Source organism: Pseudorhodobacter aquimaris, assembly GCF_001202025.1.
Taxonomy (GTDB): Bacteria; Pseudomonadota; Alphaproteobacteria; order Rhodobacterales; family Rhodobacteraceae; genus Pseudorhodobacter; species Pseudorhodobacter aquimaris.
Genome location: NZ_LGHS01000061.1, coordinates 47,324 through 61,939, shown reverse-complemented (window position 1 = coordinate 61,939; position 14,616 = coordinate 47,324). Strand labels below are relative to the sequence as shown.

General features: G+C 58.0%; 16 protein-coding genes, 1 tRNA gene and 1 riboswitch. Of the genes, 11 read left to right on the top strand and 6 right to left on the bottom strand.

Features of this window, described 5'->3' with window-relative positions; translation table 11 throughout:
- The 3 genes from AKU94_RS10890 to AKU94_RS10885 all read left to right on the top strand — a co-directional run.
- A partial coding sequence (locus tag AKU94_RS10890) for an EF-Tu C-terminal domain-related protein (protein WP_456300038.1) occupies window positions 1-272 on the top strand: 272 nt, incomplete at its 5' end.
- A 174-nt stretch (window positions 273-446) separates the two neighbouring features.
- Entirely contained in the window at window positions 447-866 is a 420-nt protein-coding gene (locus tag AKU94_RS19725) for a hypothetical protein (RefSeq protein ID WP_157056517.1), read from the top strand.
- A gap of 158 nt (window positions 867-1,024) precedes the next feature.
- A tRNA-Trp gene (locus AKU94_RS10885) sits at window positions 1,025-1,100 on the top strand.
- Between the two features lie 230 nt (window positions 1,101-1,330).
- On the opposite strand, the gene AKU94_RS10880 is transcribed toward AKU94_RS10885, so the two are convergent.
- From AKU94_RS10880 to phnD, 5 genes are read right to left on the bottom strand one after another with little or no spacing between them, the layout of a single operon-like run.
- Entirely contained in the window at window positions 1,331-2,242 is a 912-nt protein-coding gene (locus AKU94_RS10880; RefSeq protein ID WP_050527297.1) for an HAD-IIA family hydrolase, read from the bottom strand.
- The gene (gene phnE, locus AKU94_RS10875; RefSeq protein ID WP_050527296.1) at window positions 2,239-3,048 is read right to left on the bottom strand and encodes a phosphonate ABC transporter, permease protein PhnE; all 810 of its coding nucleotides are present in this window, start codon (window positions 3,046-3,048) and stop codon (window positions 2,239-2,241) included. The genes AKU94_RS10880 and phnE (AKU94_RS10875) overlap by 4 nt, the downstream gene beginning before the upstream one ends.
- Entirely contained in the window at window positions 3,045-3,839 is a 795-nt protein-coding gene (gene phnE, locus AKU94_RS10870; protein WP_050527295.1) for a phosphonate ABC transporter, permease protein PhnE, read from the bottom strand. The genes phnE (AKU94_RS10875) and phnE (AKU94_RS10870) overlap by 4 nt, the downstream gene beginning before the upstream one ends.
- The gene (gene phnC / locus AKU94_RS10865; RefSeq protein ID WP_050527294.1) at window positions 3,836-4,606 is read right to left on the bottom strand and encodes a phosphonate ABC transporter ATP-binding protein; all 771 of its coding nucleotides are present in this window, start codon (window positions 4,604-4,606) and stop codon (window positions 3,836-3,838) included. Before phnC ends, phnE (AKU94_RS10870) begins: the two co-directional genes overlap by 4 nt.
- Before the next feature lie 54 nt (window positions 4,607-4,660).
- Window positions 4,661-5,596 (bottom strand): phosphate/phosphite/phosphonate ABC transporter substrate-binding protein, encoded by a 936-nt coding sequence (gene phnD / locus AKU94_RS10860; protein WP_408633692.1) that lies wholly within the window; start codon window positions 5,594-5,596, stop codon window positions 4,661-4,663.
- A 183-nt stretch (window positions 5,597-5,779) separates the two neighbouring features.
- Between phnD and AKU94_RS10855 the strand changes: the two genes are divergently transcribed.
- The 7 genes from AKU94_RS10855 to AKU94_RS10830 all read left to right on the top strand — a co-directional run bounded on the left by AKU94_RS10855 (window position 5,780) and on the right by AKU94_RS10830 (window position 12,205).
- Window positions 5,780-6,565, top strand: a complete 786-nt coding sequence (locus AKU94_RS10855; protein WP_050527307.1) for a DeoR/GlpR family DNA-binding transcription regulator — start codon at window positions 5,780-5,782, stop codon at window positions 6,563-6,565.
- Window positions 6,566-6,840: 275 nt separating this feature from the next.
- Window positions 6,841-7,953, top strand: coding sequence for a TRAP transporter substrate-binding protein (locus AKU94_RS10850; RefSeq protein ID WP_050527292.1), 1,113 nt, complete (start codon window positions 6,841-6,843; stop codon window positions 7,951-7,953).
- A 58-nt stretch (window positions 7,954-8,011) separates the two neighbouring features.
- On the top strand, window positions 8,012-8,596 hold the full coding sequence (locus tag AKU94_RS10845) for a TRAP transporter small permease subunit (protein ID WP_050527291.1): 585 nt from the start codon (window positions 8,012-8,014) through the stop codon (window positions 8,594-8,596).
- A complete protein-coding gene (locus AKU94_RS10840; protein ID WP_050527290.1) occupies window positions 8,593-10,014 on the top strand; it encodes a TRAP transporter large permease in 1,422 nt (473 codons plus the stop codon). Before AKU94_RS10845 ends, AKU94_RS10840 begins: the two co-directional genes overlap by 4 nt.
- Window positions 10,004-11,329 carry an amidase gene (locus AKU94_RS10835; protein WP_050527289.1) on the top strand — a complete coding sequence of 442 codons (1,326 nt, stop codon included), beginning with the start codon at window positions 10,004-10,006 and terminating at the stop codon, window positions 11,327-11,329. Before AKU94_RS10840 ends, AKU94_RS10835 begins: the two co-directional genes overlap by 11 nt.
- A complete protein-coding gene (locus AKU94_RS20030; RefSeq protein ID WP_198144894.1) occupies window positions 11,326-11,484 on the top strand; it encodes a hypothetical protein in 159 nt (52 codons plus the stop codon). The genes AKU94_RS10835 and AKU94_RS20030 overlap by 4 nt, the downstream gene beginning before the upstream one ends.
- Before the next feature lie 112 nt (window positions 11,485-11,596).
- Window positions 11,597-12,205: an inner membrane-spanning protein YciB gene (locus AKU94_RS10830; RefSeq protein WP_050527306.1), complete on the top strand. Its 609-nt coding sequence runs from the start codon at window positions 11,597-11,599 to the stop codon at window positions 12,203-12,205.
- Between the two features lie 2 nt (window positions 12,206-12,207).
- Here AKU94_RS10830 and AKU94_RS10825 read toward each other — a convergent pair whose 3' ends face one another.
- A complete protein-coding gene (locus tag AKU94_RS10825) occupies window positions 12,208-13,143 on the bottom strand; it encodes a mechanosensitive ion channel family protein (RefSeq protein ID WP_050527288.1) in 936 nt (311 codons plus the stop codon).
- 106 nt (window positions 13,144-13,249) lie between these two features.
- Window positions 13,250-13,327, top strand: a riboswitch (SAM riboswitch).
- A gap of 45 nt (window positions 13,328-13,372) precedes the next feature.
- Here AKU94_RS10825 and metZ point away from each other — a divergent pair.
- On the top strand, window positions 13,373-14,554 hold the full coding sequence (gene metZ / locus AKU94_RS10820; RefSeq protein ID WP_050527287.1) for an O-succinylhomoserine sulfhydrylase: 1,182 nt from the start codon (window positions 13,373-13,375) through the stop codon (window positions 14,552-14,554).
- Window positions 14,555-14,616 lie beyond the last annotated feature (62 nt).

Below are 14,616 nucleotides of genomic sequence, written 5' to 3'. Positions count from 1 at the left end.
TTGAGGCTGAGGCCTACATTCTGACGAAAGATGAAGGCGGTCGTCACACGCCGTTCTTCGCAAACTACCGTCCACAGTTTTACTTCCGCACCACGGACGTAACCGGGACAGTTGTTCTGCCGGAAGGCACTGAAATGGTTATGCCAGGCGACAACCTGAAGTTCGAAGTCGAACTGATCGCCCCAATCGCCATGGAAGAAAAACTACGCTTCGCCATCCGTGAAGGCGGTCGTACCGTCGGCGCCGGCGTCGTATCGAAAATCATCGCTTAAGGGTCTTTGCCCTCAGATAACCTGAAACACGCGGGCCAAGGCTCGCGTGTTTTGCGTTTACGGGCACCATACGTGCAAAAGGGTTGGGCAAAGGCGATGCTTTCACCGAGAGTGCCAAAGCTATGGCCTGCCGCCTGCCCGTTTTCGCAAAGGGGCCTTTTATATCAGGCTCGGATGCGTGTTTACGTATCTCCCGGTGATGATGGTACCTCAACCTATACATCTGGCGGTTTGGACATTTTTCGTCTTGATGAGCGGATCGGGACCGTAGGTTTCGATTGGTCCGATGAATTTGAGGGACACTGCTTATACTATTGCGCTTCTGCATCGATGAATAGCGATGAGGAAATACCCTCGCTCTATTGGTATCATTTTGGTGGATGGCGGCTCCACGCCGAAGGGAATTTAAATAATTTTTGGGCTGACCCGCCAGAGTCGGTTATCTCAGAAGGCCTTATCGCCAGTTGGGGATGGTGGGATATGACGAGTGCGTCACCCATCCCAGTTCCTGTGCCGATTCCTGCCGGTCTACCGCTGATTTTACGGGCTTTAGCGCGGCTTGGATTGATGGTGCGGCGTCGCCAAAAGATGTAGGTCTGGGGCTTCCCTACTGACATGGATCACAGCGGCTATTTGAACGTAAAACAGGCTTTTCGATCTGACCTCTCGACCAGTTTTGGATGTAAATGCGCATTGCTGAAGAAACCAACTTGATCTTCTCTCGAACATAGCATATCGACCACACAGGCTTTAGGAGTTTAGCTCAGTTGGTAGAGCATCGGTCTCCAAAACCGAGGGTCGTGGGTTCGAGTCCCTCAACTCCTGCCAAGCCTTTATGAGGGTCGAGATGTTGCCTTGCAACTGACCTCGGTAATCATAACATCAGTGATAATCGTTAGATGTGTGGAAGCTCTGCTGAGGAGCCGAACGGATGCACAACAAGTCATGCTTGGTTCTCCGCGCGCCGACTGGTTTTGGATGACAACGTGATGCGGCGCGTCAGATAAGAGATAGGTCGCAACGCGGAGGACGGAAACAGCGGCCAAGCCTATCCCCTGTCAAATATGCTCGACGATGAACTCTGGCGCAATGCCAGAGGTCTTGATGGCCGCGTCTACATCAAGCCCCGTCAGCGATCCATGGGCAGTAACCAATGCGGTGGCAAATCCCGCTTGCTGCCCGCCAAGGATATCGGTGTGAAGCGTATCCCCGACCATCAGCACACGCCCTGCAGGCGGCGGGGCCGCAAGACGGGCCATTGCCAGATCAAACACTTCTGGGAAAGGCTTGCCCAAAAAAACCGGCGCTATACCCATCCTGTCCGCAAGCCGGTGCGCGAACCAGCCCGGCTCCATCGACAGGCCGCTTTCACGTGGGGCGACCAGATCGGGGTTGCCGACAAAAACGGGGCGGGGGCTGCGGGCGAGGGCGGCCTCTAACAGGGTCTGGCGCTGCTCGGTCCAGCCGTCAGCGCCGATCAAAAGAAAGCCGTCAACCGCATCATAGGTCGCCGGATCATCGGTCAACACCACATGGTCGAGGGTAGCGATCTCTCCCGGATCGACGTCAGGGTTCAGCATCACGCCCCAGCGGCGCCGTGGCTCTGCGGCGATGCGCTGCAAGAGGGCGTCACGGCTGGTGACGACTTCGGCTTCGGTGAAATCAAACCCAAGCTTGCGGTAGCGCGCCATCATATGGGATTTGGGATAGGCGGCCGAGTTTGAGACAACAGCCACAGATTTCCCCGCAGCGCGCAACGCAGAGACCGCCGCCGCCGCACCGGGAATCGCGGTTTCCCCGACATTCAACACCCCGTAGGCGTCAAAGAGGACCAGATTAAAGGGGGCGGTAATATCTGCGAAAGCGGCCCGTACGGCACCACCGCTGCCGGAAACTTTTGGCAGACGGTGGCGCAGATTCAGGTAGGTCGCAAAGGCTGTGGCCGGATCGATGGCGTGATGGTCGCTCACAGGATCCGCCGCCGCAGAAAGGCCGAGATGACCTCGCCGATGATGACCAGCGCGATGATGGCGAGCAGGATCGTTGCGACTTCGGGCCAGTTGAAGGTATCGATGGCCCCTTGCAGGACAATCCCGATACCGCCGGCCCCGACAAGGCCCAACACGGTGGATTCGCGCAGGTTGATATCCCAACGCAGGATTGCGACCGCCCAGAAGGTTGGCATAACTTGCGGCACGATGGCATAGAGGATCACCTTGAAACGCGATGCGCCCGTGGCCTCCAGCGCCTCAACCGGGCGTTTGTCGATTTCCTCGATGGCCTCGCCCAAGAGCTTGCCGATAAAGCCGATGGACCGGAACATGATGGCGATGATGCCCGCCACGACGCCCGGCCCGAAGATGGCCACAAACAACAGCGCCCAGATGATTGTATTGACCGAACGCGAGGTCACCAAAATCAAGCGGCCCAGCCACAAGGTCGCGCGGTTAGGCGTGGTGTTTTGTGCCGAGATATAGGCCACCGGCAGCGAAAGCAGCACCGCAAAAGCCGTCGCAAAGGTGGCGATATTCACCGTATCCCAAAGCACGGCGAGGATGCTGGCAAGGTTGCTCGGGTCCGGCGGATACATGCGGCCAAAGAGATCGCCGATCTGTTCAGGCGCGCCCCAGACCCAAGGCCAGATCACCTCGATCGAGGTCAGCGCCCAAGCGATCACCAGCCCGCAGCCAAGCAAGATGGCATAACGCATCATACGTTGTTTAAGCGTAAAGCGGGCCCATTCGTCGCGGCCGAATTGTTCTGAAAGACTGGTCATTGGATACGCTTCCGGATGATGCCGCTGATCGCCTCAGAGAGAAGGATCACGCCAACGATGACAATTGTGATGGCCAATGCGAAATCGTAATCATAACGCCCGAACGCATTGGCAAGCGTCGCCCCGATCCCGCCGGCACCCACCAGCCCGACCACAGCCGAGGCACGCAGGTTCGAATCGAGCTGATAGATGCTCAACCCGATCTGGCGCGGTATGATCTGCGGGAAAATCGCATAGATCAACGTGGACAGATAGGGCGCACCCGCGGCGCGCATGGCCTCTACCTGACCGAAGTCGATTTCCTCGATCCGTTCGGCCAACATCTTGGCGACAAAGCCGATGGAATAGACGACCAGCGTCAGCACCCCCGCAAAGGGGCCAAAGCCGACGGCCTTTACAAAGAGGATCGCGACGATAACGGGGTGGAAACTGCGGGCGATGATGATGATGGCGCGTCCCAGATAAAAAATCGGGCGCGGGGCCATATTGCTCGCGGCCATAAAGGCGATCGGGATCGACAAAAGCACCCCGCCCGCCGTGGCCAGCACCGCGATCTTGAGGCTTTCGAGGAAGCCGTCGATTAGCAGTTGGCTGCGTTCAAAGCTGGGCGGGAACGCCCCGCTAAAGATTTTCCCCGCCCGCCCGATGCCTTCGGAAACGCGTTCCCAATCGATGGGCATATTCATGCCAACCCAGCCGAAATAGGCGATCACGCCCAGATAGACGGCCCATCGCAGGGCAGGGTTGGCGATAAAGGGCGGCTTGGTCCAGGTGTCGCGCTCGATGCTCATGTCGCGCCTGCCTTGCCGCGGTCGGCATGGGGGCTGCCGGCATAGATCTCGTCCATGGCGGCCTGATCGAGCATGTCGGGCTTATCGTCAAAAATGATCCGGCCATAGCGCATGCCGACAATACGGTCGGTGTATTCCTTGGCCTCGGTCACATTGTGAATGTTGATCAGGACAGGCAACTTCAGTTCCCCCGCCAGATCGCGCAATAAGCCCATGATCTGTTCCGAGGTCTTCGGGTCAAGCGAGGCTGTCGGCTCATCCGCCAACAAGATATCGGGCTCTTGCATCAGGGCGCGTACGACACCGACACGTTGACGCTCGCCACCCGAAAGCTGGTCGGCGCGGGTGTTGGCGTATTGCGCGATGCCCACGCGTTCCATCAATTGAAATGCGCGGCGTATATCCTCTTTGGGATAGCGCCGTGTCATCGCGGCCCATGTCGAGATATAGCCAAGCCGCCCCGATTGCACGTTTTCCATCACCGTAAGGCGATCCACAAGGTTGAAGCCCTGGAACACCATGCCGATCTTGCGCCGTGCCGCGCGCAGGTTGCGTCCGCGCAGGTTGGTCAATTCAACCCCGTTCAGGTTGATCGAACCGGAGGTCGGCTCTACCAGCCGGTTGATACAGCGCAGCAAGGTGCTTTTGCCCGCACCCGAAGACCCGATGATGGAGACAACGCTTTCCCCTTCAATCGTCAGGTCGAGGTTTTTAAGCACCGGGTCGCCGTCGCCGTAGCGTTTGACGAGGTCAGTAATTTTCAGCATGTTTGACGCCTTATTAGCGAGGCCGATCCCAAGGGCCGGCCCCGACAAGAAAAATTATTCCGCAGCAAGACCTTGTGGTGTGTATTCCACACCGTTTGCCGATTGGATCTGGCGGATAACGGCCCATTGATCCTTGTAGGTGATCGGGATGAATTTGCTGACGCCGGTGAATTCTTCGCCCAAGGCGGTCCCTGCAAAATCAAAGGTAAAAAAGGCTTCTTTGATCTTTTCTTTGAGCTCGGGTGTCAGGTCGTGGGCCAGTCCGTAAGAGGTCGTCGGAAAAGGATCACTTTCCCAAACCAGGCGCACGTCCGCGGTATCATAAAGGCCGCGCTCTGCCATGCGGTCGACGACCTCAGAGGCAACGGGGGCCGCGTCATAATCGCCTGCGACCACGCCCAGCATCGACTGGTCATGGCTGCCGGAATAGGTCACCTCATAATCCTGATCGGGGATAACGCCCAGATCGGGGAACAATGCGCGCGGCGCCTGATTGCCCGAGTTCGAGGTTGGCGATGTATGGGCGACGCGCTTGCCCTTCAGGTCCGCCATTTCCTTGATGTCGCTATCGGCTTGAGTAAATACTTGCAACTTATAGCCGAACTGACCGTCATCCGCGCCCATGATCGCAAAGGGTTCCACACCGGCAAGGTTCACCGCAAAAGGCGTAGGCCCGGTCGAGAACCCCGCAATATGCAGACGGCCGGAGCGCATCGCCTCAACCTCGGCCGAATTGGACTGCACGGCAAAGAACTGCACATCCTTGCCGGTGACCTCTTTCATATGGTCGATAAAGGGGGTCCAGATGTCGGCGTAAATCGCGGGATCCTCAACCGGGGTATAGGCAAAAACCAGCGTTGACGGATCTTTGAGCTTGCTGGGATCGGTCGGCGCATCGGCAACAAGATCACCGTTCGCGTCACAATACATGGCATCCAGCGCACCGCGCTCGACGCAATCCTCTTGTGCGAGTGCGGCGGTTCCGGTCATGGCGATGGCTGCAAAAAGCCCTGCCGTAAAAATTCTGTCCTTGGACATATTGTCTCCTCCCTGGTTGTTCCCGCATCGAATGGGCGGTGCGATTGTTGTGAATAGCAACACTTTATGTTTTGGTTTGCAATATTATTCGGTAATAGTTTTGGCAATGTCCATATTTTTCATCTGGAGACGACTATGAGTGGCGGCCCGGATCACCTCAGCTTAAAGAAAACCGACCGGCATAGCCAAATCCTGCTAGAGTTGAGATTGGCACCGCATGTGCGTGTTGTCGATCTGGCGGCACAGTTCGGCGTGACAACGGAAACCGTGCGGCGTGACATTGCGGATCTAAGCGCGCAGGGGCTGCTACAGAAATCCCATGGCGGGGCATCGCCCTGTGCCTCGGGCACGCATCGGGTGCTGGATGAGCGTCAGCGCGAACGGCTGGAAGAACGGCGGCGGCTGGCCCATAAAGCGGCCCATCTTGTGCAGGACGGCCAGAATTTGATGGTGGATGCCGGTTCGACCGTGATGGAATTCGCCCGTGCACTTGTTGTTTTGCACAGGCAGGTCACGGTTATAACCAACAGCCTACAGGTTGCGATGATCCTTGGGTCCTCGGAAAAAGCGCGGGTGATCATGACGCCGGGAACCTATCTGAATGATGAGGCCGCCTTGGTCGGTGCAGAGACCTGTGAATTTCTGCGGCGCTATTATGTTGATGCCTGTTTTCTGGGGGCGTCGGCCCTTAGCGAGGCGGGGGTAAGCGAATCCATTGACAGCTTTGCGGCGGTGAAATGCAGGATGATGGAGCAAAGCGTGACGCGTCATTTTTTGATTGACGGCAGCAAGTTCGGGCAGCGTCATCTGGTAAAAATCGCTGACAGTTCCGAGATCGGCTGTCTTGTCACCGACAGGCGCCCCGATGGTGAATTGGCATGCGCCCTTGGTCGGGGCAACACGCGTATCGTCTTGCCGTAGGGCTTGTCTCATCCGAAAATAGCCGCGCTGGTCAGGGCTGCTTTTGATGATCTTTGCTTAACGCGCGTGCTTGGTATCGGGCAGCATTTTTGTTTACTCGGTCAAATTTCCATCCTAGACATATGGTGGGAGGAAGAGATCTGTTCCCATAAACGGGACGGAGCAATCATTGGACGGCTGCCAGATCGGTGGCTTATGATGTTAAAACGGTCGGTGCCTTTTACGGCACCAGACATGGATAATCTGGGAGGATTAACGTGACAGATACGCAGAATATGGGCCGACGGTCATTTCTGAAAAAATCGGCATTGGGGGGCGGGGCTGCGGGCCTTGGCGCATTGGCTGCCCCTGCGGTTTTGGCGCAGGCGCCAAAGGTGCTCAAGATGCAATCGGCCTGGCCGTCGTCCAACGTCTGGCAAGAGATGGCGCAGGATTATGTGACCCGTGTCGAGGCGATGTCGGGCGGGCGGCTCAAGATTGACCTGTTGCCTGCGGGGGCCGTTGTCGGCGCGTTTCAGGTGCTTGACGCGGTGAATGACGGGCTGTTGGATATCGGCCATGACGTACCGGTCTATTGGTACGGCAAGCATAAGGCGGCATCGCTCTTTGGCACCGGCCCTGTGTTTGGCGGGTCGGCCACGACGATGCTGAACTGGTTCTATGAGGGCGGCGGCAAGGCGCTTTATGATGAGCTGACACAGGACATCATGGGCCTTGATATCGACGGCTATATGGCCTTTCCGATGCCCGCACAGCCCTTTGGCTGGTTCAAAAATCCCGTCTCCAGCGTGGCAGAGCTTCAGGGCTTCAAATACCGCACCGTTGGCTTGGCAGCCGATCTTCTGGCCAAGCTTGGCATGTCGGTGGCCCAGCTTCCGGGCGGTGAGATTGTGCCCGCGATGGAGCGCGGCGTGATCGACGCGTTTGAGTTCAACAACCCCTCCTCGGACCGTGATTTCGGTGCGCAGGATGTGGCCAAGAACTATCTGTTGGCCTCCTATCACCAAGCCTCGGAAAGTTTCGAGTTCCTGTTCAACGGTCTGTTGATGGAGGATCTGGAACCGGACCTCAAGGCGATCCTGATCCACGGGGTTGAGGCGGTTTCCACGGCCAACGTCGCCAAGGCCGCGCGCCGCTATTCCGCCGACCTGAAATGGCTGGAGGAAGAGGCAGGGGTGAATATCGTCCGCACCTCGGATGAGATTCTGGCCGCCCAGATCGCCGCTTGGGATGAGTTGATCCCGGAGCTGGAAGCCGATCCCTACATGAAGAAATGCCTCGACAGCCAGCGCGCATGGGTCAAGGACGTCGTGTTCTATGAGCTGATGAACGCGCCCGATTACGGGCTGGCCTATAACCACTATTTCCCTGACCGCCTGAAACTTTGATGGCGTGGCCCCTGTCCTTTCGGGCGGGGGCATTTTCGCAAACCTTGGGGAATTTTTAATGTATAGCTATATCCGGTTCGCCGATGCTGTCTCTGCATGGTTCGGCAAAACCTTTGCCTGGCTTATTGTGCTGATGTCTTTTGGCACGGGCTATGAGGTGTTCGTGCGGTATGTCCTTAACAGCCCGACGGCTTGGGCGTTGGATATGTCCTTTATTATGTATGGCACGCTTTTCATGATGGGCGGGGCCTATACCCTGTCGCGGCGCGGCCATGTGCGGGGGGATTTCCTTTACCGATTATGGTCGACACGCTGGCAGGCACGGGTGGATCTGGTGCTTTATATCCTGTTCTTTTTTCCCGGCGTGCTGGCGCTGATCTTTGCCGGTTGGAAATATGCCGCGCGGTCGTGGCAATATGGCGAGGTTTCTGTCAGCAGCCCGGCAGGCATCCCGATTTACCAGTTCAAAACCGTGATCGTGGTGGCCGGTGTCTTGTTGTTCATCCAAGGCATCGCCGAGGTATTTCGTTGCATCCACTGTATCCGCACCGGCGAATGGCTGGAGGCGGATGAAGACGTGTTCGAGACCGAAGACCTATTGATGCAGCAGGCGAGCAAAGCCGAAAAGGACGCCCATCCATGACCGATCCACAAATCGCCCTTTTCATGTTGGGGCTGTTTATCGTCTTCGTTTTCCTTGGCTTTCCGATTGCGTTTACGCTGATGGCGATGGGTATCGGCTTTGGCTATTACGCCTATTTCGATGCGCGCCGGATGTGGCGGTCCTATGACCGGCTGGATGCCGATACTGCCTCTTGGTGGGATCAGACCAGCGCCTGGTGGGAGGGGCTGTTCAACAGTCGAATATTCGATCTTTTCGTCAATCAAACCTATAATGTCATGAGCAACGAGGTGCTGACGGCCGTGCCGCTGTTCCTTTTCATGGGCTATATTGTTGAACGTGCCAATATCGTGAACCGGCTGTTTGAGACGCTCAATATCGCGTCACGGCGGATGCCGGGCAGCATGGGGGTTGCCGCACTTATAACCTGCGCGCTGTTTGCGACGGCTACGGGGATTGTGGGTGCAGTGGTAACGCTGATGGGGTTGCTGGCGCTGCCTTCGATGCTCAAGGCGCGTTATGACCCGTCCTTTGCCAGCGGGATTATCTGCGCGGGCGGCACCTTGGGGATTTTGATCCCGCCGTCGATCATGCTGATCGTCTACGCGGCGGCCTCCAATGTGTCGATCGTGCGGCTTTATGCGGGGGCCTTGCTGCCGGGGCTGACGCTGACAGGTCTGTATCTGGCCTATGTGATCGGGCGGTCGATCCTGCAACCAAGCGTCGCGCCGCGCCCCACCAAGGACGAGGTGCCGGATGTCCCCGCGGGCAAGCTGTTGTGGATGATCTTTACCTCTTTCGTGCCGCTGGCCTTCCTTATCCTTGCCGTGCTTGGATCGATCCTCTTCGGTCTTGCCACGCCGACCGAGGCGGCCTCTATCGGTGCGCTTGGCGGGATTTTGCTGGCGTTTTTGTACCGCGCGATGACATGGCAGCGGATGCGCGAAAGCGTCTATCTGACCCTGCGGACCACGGCGATGGTGTGCTGGCTGTTCGTGGGCTCCTATACCTTCAGCTCGGTGTTCTCATATCTGGGCGGAGAGCATGTGATCAGCGAGTTCGTGCAATCGCTTAACCTCACCCCGCTGATGTTCTTGATCCTTGCGCAGGTGATCATCTTTTTGCTCGGCTGGCCGCTGGAATGGTCCGAGATCATCATCATCTTTGTGCCGATCTTCCTGCCGCTTCTGGTGATATTTGAAATTGACCCGCTGTTCTTTGGTGTCTTGGTGGCGCTGAACCTGCAAACCAGTTTCCTGACGCCGCCGATGGCGATGTCGGCCTATTACCTCAAGGGCATCGCCCCGCCCGAGGTAAAGCTGACCCAGATCTTTGCAGGCTGCCTGCCGTTCCTTGGCTGCGTGTTCATTGCGATGGTGTTGATGTATGTCTTCCCGCAAATCGTCTTTTACCTGCCGGGACAGTTCTATGGAAATTGATCGGAAATATACGGATGCCTTGGCCTTGCGCGATGCTTTGGCCAAGGGAGAGGTCTCGGTCGCGCAAACCGCCGAATCCTATCTTGCGCGCATCAATGCAGTAGAGCCGGAGATCGGCGCCTTTGCGTGGTATGACGCCGATCATATCCGCCATCAGGCCGAGGCGATGGATCGGATGCGGCAAGCGGGACGACCCATCGGGCCTTTGCACGGGGTGCCGGTGGCAATAAAGGATGTGATCGACACCGCGGGCATTCCCACGGAAAACGGCACGCCTGTGGATGCAGGCAGGGTGCCGCGCATGGATGCCGATCTGGTCAAGCGGCTGAAATCGGCGGGTGCGCTGATTATGGGCAAGACCGTCACCACAGAGCTGGCCTTCATGCAGCCCTCAACCACCCGTAACCCGCATGACCCGAACCGCACGCCGGGGGGGTCATCCTCGGGATCGGCGGCGGCGGTCTCGGCGGGGATGGTGCCTTTGGCGGTGGGGACGCAGACGGGCGGCTCTGTCATTCGCCCCGCGTCATTTTGCGGGACCACGGGGTTCAAGCCGACGTTCGGTGCGATCTCGACAAAAGGGGCGCTGGTGCAATCGCCCAGCCTTGATACGATGGGCGTATTTGCGCGCAGCCCGCGTGAGGCGGCGCTGATCTGCGATGTTCTGTTTGCGCCTGAACAAAACGGCGTTCCTGTGCCGCCGCCCGGCCTGTTGCGTACGGTGGATGCGGGGGCGCCGCTGCCGCCGGTTTTTGCCTGCCTGCAAATGCCGGGATCGGAACATGCCGACCCGCAAACCCTAAGCGCGATAGCCGAGCTGGGCACAGCCTTGGGCGAGCAGGCATTCGATATCACCCTGCCGGATCTTTTCGCCAAGGCCGAGGCAGAGCGCCGCCGCATCAACTTTGCCGAAATGGCGCGTTGTTTTCACGGCTATGCCGCGCGCGGGGGCCTGTCCGATACCCTGAACGAGGCGATTGCCGAGGGCAATACCATCCTCGCCCGCGATTATATCGCCGCATTGGACTGGCCGAAGCTTTTGAATGCCATGCTGGATGAGGTGTTCCAGCGTTGTGATGCGATCCTGTGTCCCGCCGCCCTTGGCCCCGCACCGGGGCGTGAGACGACCGGCGACCCGCGGTTCAACGGGATCTGGACGCTGTGCGGCACGCCCGCTGTGACCATCCCTATATTGGAAGTGGACGGCATGCCGATGGGGGTGCAACTGATCGGGCCGCGTGGCGGCGATGCGCGGCTGCTGCGCACGGCGCAATGGCTTTACGACTGGATTGACACGGCAGGAGAAACCGCATGAACCGATTTTTAGCGATCCTCGCCTTTATCGCCTTTGCAGGCTTCATCGGGATTTTGATCCGGGCGGTGCCAAGCCCCGATCTGGTGATCATCTCGCTTTTTACCACGGGGTTGGTCGCTTATGATTTGATTACATCCTCGAGGCGCAAGGGCTGACGCGTTATGAACCCAAAGCCGTGATTGCCTGCATTGTTCGGTTGGCGTCCCGTTAAAGAACGGGTAACTAGGCGCAACCGGGGCGGCGATACCAAGGATGATGGGACAACAGATGGCGGAAAAGAAGATCAGCGGCGGGCTGAAGGCGCTTTTGGAACTGGGGCCGGTGGCTGCGTTTTTCATCGGCTATATCAAACTGAAGGATCAGGTTTTTACCTTTGGCGGCACCGAGTATGACGGGTTTATCGTGGTTACGGCGGCCTTTATTCCGCTGATGCTGATCTCGACGGGGATCTTGTGGGCGCTGACGGGCAAGCTCTCGAATATGCAGATCATGACTGTGGTTCTGGTGGTGCTCTTTGGCGGGCTTTCGGTTTGGTTGAATGACGAGCGGTTCTTCAAGATGAAACCCACGATGATCTATGCGCTTTTCGCGGGTATCTTGGGGTTTGGCCTGCTGCGTGGGGAATCCTATCTGAAGTCCGTGATGGGGGAAATGTTGCCGATGCAACAGGAAGGCTGGATGATCCTGACCAAACGGCTGGTATTGTTTTTTGTCACCCTTGCTGTGTTGAATGAGGTGATATGGCGCGGGTTCTCGACCGAGGCCTGGGTGAATTTCAAGACCTTCGGGCTGACGGCGGCTCTGTTTTTGTTTTTCATGACCCAAAGTCGGATCTTTTCGAAATACGGGATCGAGCCGCCGAAGGAAGGGCCCTGACCTTATGACTCGCGCGGGGCGCGGGCCAGGTTTGCAACCGCCTCGGCCCGCTTTTGGGCCAATTCTGGCGGGGTTTCATCCCGGAACAGATGGGTTTGGACGTTGAATGGGATGTCGATGCCCGCATCATCCAAGGCGCGTTTGACGGATTTCAGCACCTCGACCCGCGTCCCGATGATCGGCCCGTCTGACTTTACCCACCAGCGCAGCCGGATCGTGACCCATGACGCGTCAAGCGACCATGGCAAGGCTTGTGGGGCGGGGTCGGCCTCCAGCCCCTCAATGCCCGCGACAGCGTCCAGCATGACCTGACAGGCGGTGTCGATATCATCGTCATAGCCGATGCCAAAATCCATCTGCAGGCGGCGCGTCGGATAGGCGGTGATCACTTGCACCACATCGGTATAAAGCTCGGCGTTGGGGATGATCACGCGTTGCCCGTCATAGGTGCGGATCAGGGTTGCGCGGCTTTCGATGCGTTCCACTGTGCCGGAATGGCTGCCGACCTCGATCTCATCCCCGACACCAAAGGGCTGGCGCAAGAGCAAAAGCAAACCGGCCAGCCAGTTTTGCAGGATGTCCTTGAAGGCAAAGCCGATGGCGACGGTGCCGATGCCAAGCCCTGCGACCAGATCACCGGGGTTGAGGTTGGGCAATACTATGGTCAGTGCGATCATCACTCCAAATATGAACACCGACCAGCGGGCAAAACTGGCCAGAATATCGCCCAGATTATCGCGCTTACGCGCAGCCAGGGTGCGCCGGATGCCAAAGCCCACGCCTCGGGCCACATACCACATGAGGGCCGCAAAGATCAGCGCTACAATTATATTGGGCAACAGCCCGATCAAACCGTCAAGCCAGCCGTCTATGCGGACGATTGCCTTGCGGGGATCGAGGTCGATTGTCTGCGCGGTCTCAAGTGTGTCTGATGCCATATGAAAGCTATTCCCTGAAAATTTTTTGCCGATAGATAAACGAACGCACAAGCAGGGGTTCTGGTTCCCAAGCAAGGAGCGTTGACGTTTCGCGCAGCCGGGTTTAAGGCAGCGATGTGGCGCTTTGTTACCGGATTGCGGGCCACGATAAATAAACCGCTAAAGAGGGTTCGGGCATTGCCTTTGCACCCTCTGAGTCTCCGGTGTTTTTTAACTGCCGGGGGCCGATATGGCAAAGACATGGAAAACGCGCACGCAACTGGTGCATGAAGGCAGCCGCCGCAGCCAGTATGGCGAGATGGCCGAGGCGATCTTTATGACGCAGGGCTTTGTCTATGACAGCGCCGAGTCGGCTGAGGCACGGTTTATCAAAGCGGGCGAGGATGAGTTCATCTATGCCCGTTACGGCAACCCCACCGTGCGCATGTTCGAAGACCGTATGGCCGCGATCGAGGGCACCGAAGATGCTTTTGCCACCGCAAGCGGGATGGCGGCGGTTTCCGGCGCGCTGACCTCGATGCTGAAGGCGGGCGATCATGTGGTCTCGTCGCGCGCGCTGTTCGGGTCGTGCCTCTATATCCTCGAAGAGGTGCTGACACGGTTTGGTGTCAAGGTCACCTTTGTTGACGGCGCCGATCTGGCAGCATGGGAGGCGGCCTGCGTGCCCGGCACCAAGGCGGTCTTCTTTGAGGCGATGTCAAACCCCACATTGGAGCTTGTTGATATTGAGGCGGTCTCGAAAATCGCGCATAAGGTCGGCGCGATTGTGGTGGTGGACAATGTCTTTGCCACGCCGATCTTTAGCCGCGCGGTGGAACAAGGTGCCGATGTGGTGGTTTATTCCACGACCAAACATGTGGACGGGCAGGGCCGTGCGCTTGGCGGGGTGATCTGCGGCACGCGCGACTTTATCCGCAAGGTGGCCGAACCTTATATGAAACATACCGGCGGCTCCATGAGCCCCTTTACCGCCTGGATTATGCTGAACGGCATGGCCACGATGGATCTGCGGTGTCGTGCGATGGCCGAAACTGCGGCCAAGATCGCGACCGCGCTGGAAGGCGATGCGCGTCTGGCCAATGTCATCTATCCCGGCCTTTACAGCCATCCGCAGGCCGATCTGGCCGCGCGGCAGATGGGGACGGGTGGCACCATGCTTGCCTTTGATATCAAGGGCGGCAAGGAGGCCGCGTTCCGCTTTATGAACGCCTTGGACATCATCAAGATCTCTAACAACCTGGGCGATGCGAAGTCGATTGCGACCCATCCGGCGACAACGACCCACCAACGCCTGCCCGACGCACAAAAGACGGCGCTTGGCATCACGCCGGGGCTGATCCGCCTGTCGGTGGGGCTGGAGGATGCGGATGACCTGATCGCGGATCTGCGCGCCGGTCTGGACGCGATCTGATCCGCTGGTGCGAATCGGTTTGGAAAAGCGCTTCACCCGCACTATGTTGGGGGTGAATTTCT

Bases quoted from the DNA above. Each gene is read 5' to 3' on its own strand.
- phnD (WP_408633692.1), bottom strand. From the start codon at position 5,596: ATGACCGGAACCGCCGCACTCGCACAAGAGGATTGCGTCGAGCGCGGT.
- AKU94_RS10825 (WP_050527288.1), bottom strand. From the start codon at position 13,143: ATGGCATCAGACACACTTGAGACCGCGCAGACAATCGACCTCGATCCC.
- AKU94_RS10850 (WP_050527292.1), top strand. From the start codon at position 6,841: ATGGGCCGACGGTCATTTCTGAAAAAATCGGCATTGGGGGGCGGGGCT.
- AKU94_RS10855 (WP_050527307.1), top strand. From the start codon at position 5,780: ATGAGTGGCGGCCCGGATCACCTCAGCTTAAAGAAAACCGACCGGCAT.
- phnE (WP_050527295.1), bottom strand. From the start codon at position 3,839: ATGAGCATCGAGCGCGACACCTGGACCAAGCCGCCCTTTATCGCCAAC.
- AKU94_RS10835 (WP_050527289.1), top strand. From the start codon at position 10,004: ATGGAAATTGATCGGAAATATACGGATGCCTTGGCCTTGCGCGATGCT.
- phnC (WP_050527294.1), bottom strand. From the start codon at position 4,606: ATGCTGAAAATTACTGACCTCGTCAAACGCTACGGCGACGGCGACCCG.
- AKU94_RS19725 (WP_157056517.1), top strand. From the start codon at position 447: ATGCGTGTTTACGTATCTCCCGGTGATGATGGTACCTCAACCTATACA.
- AKU94_RS10840 (WP_050527290.1), top strand. From the start codon at position 8,593: ATGACCGATCCACAAATCGCCCTTTTCATGTTGGGGCTGTTTATCGTC.
- metZ (WP_050527287.1), top strand. From the start codon at position 13,373: ATGGCAAAGACATGGAAAACGCGCACGCAACTGGTGCATGAAGGCAGC.
- phnE (WP_050527296.1), bottom strand. From the start codon at position 3,048: ATGACCAGTCTTTCAGAACAATTCGGCCGCGACGAATGGGCCCGCTTT.
- AKU94_RS20030 (WP_198144894.1), top strand. From the start codon at position 11,326: ATGAACCGATTTTTAGCGATCCTCGCCTTTATCGCCTTTGCAGGCTTC.
- AKU94_RS10845 (WP_050527291.1), top strand. From the start codon at position 8,012: ATGTATAGCTATATCCGGTTCGCCGATGCTGTCTCTGCATGGTTCGGC.
- AKU94_RS10830 (WP_050527306.1), top strand. From the start codon at position 11,597: ATGGCGGAAAAGAAGATCAGCGGCGGGCTGAAGGCGCTTTTGGAACTG.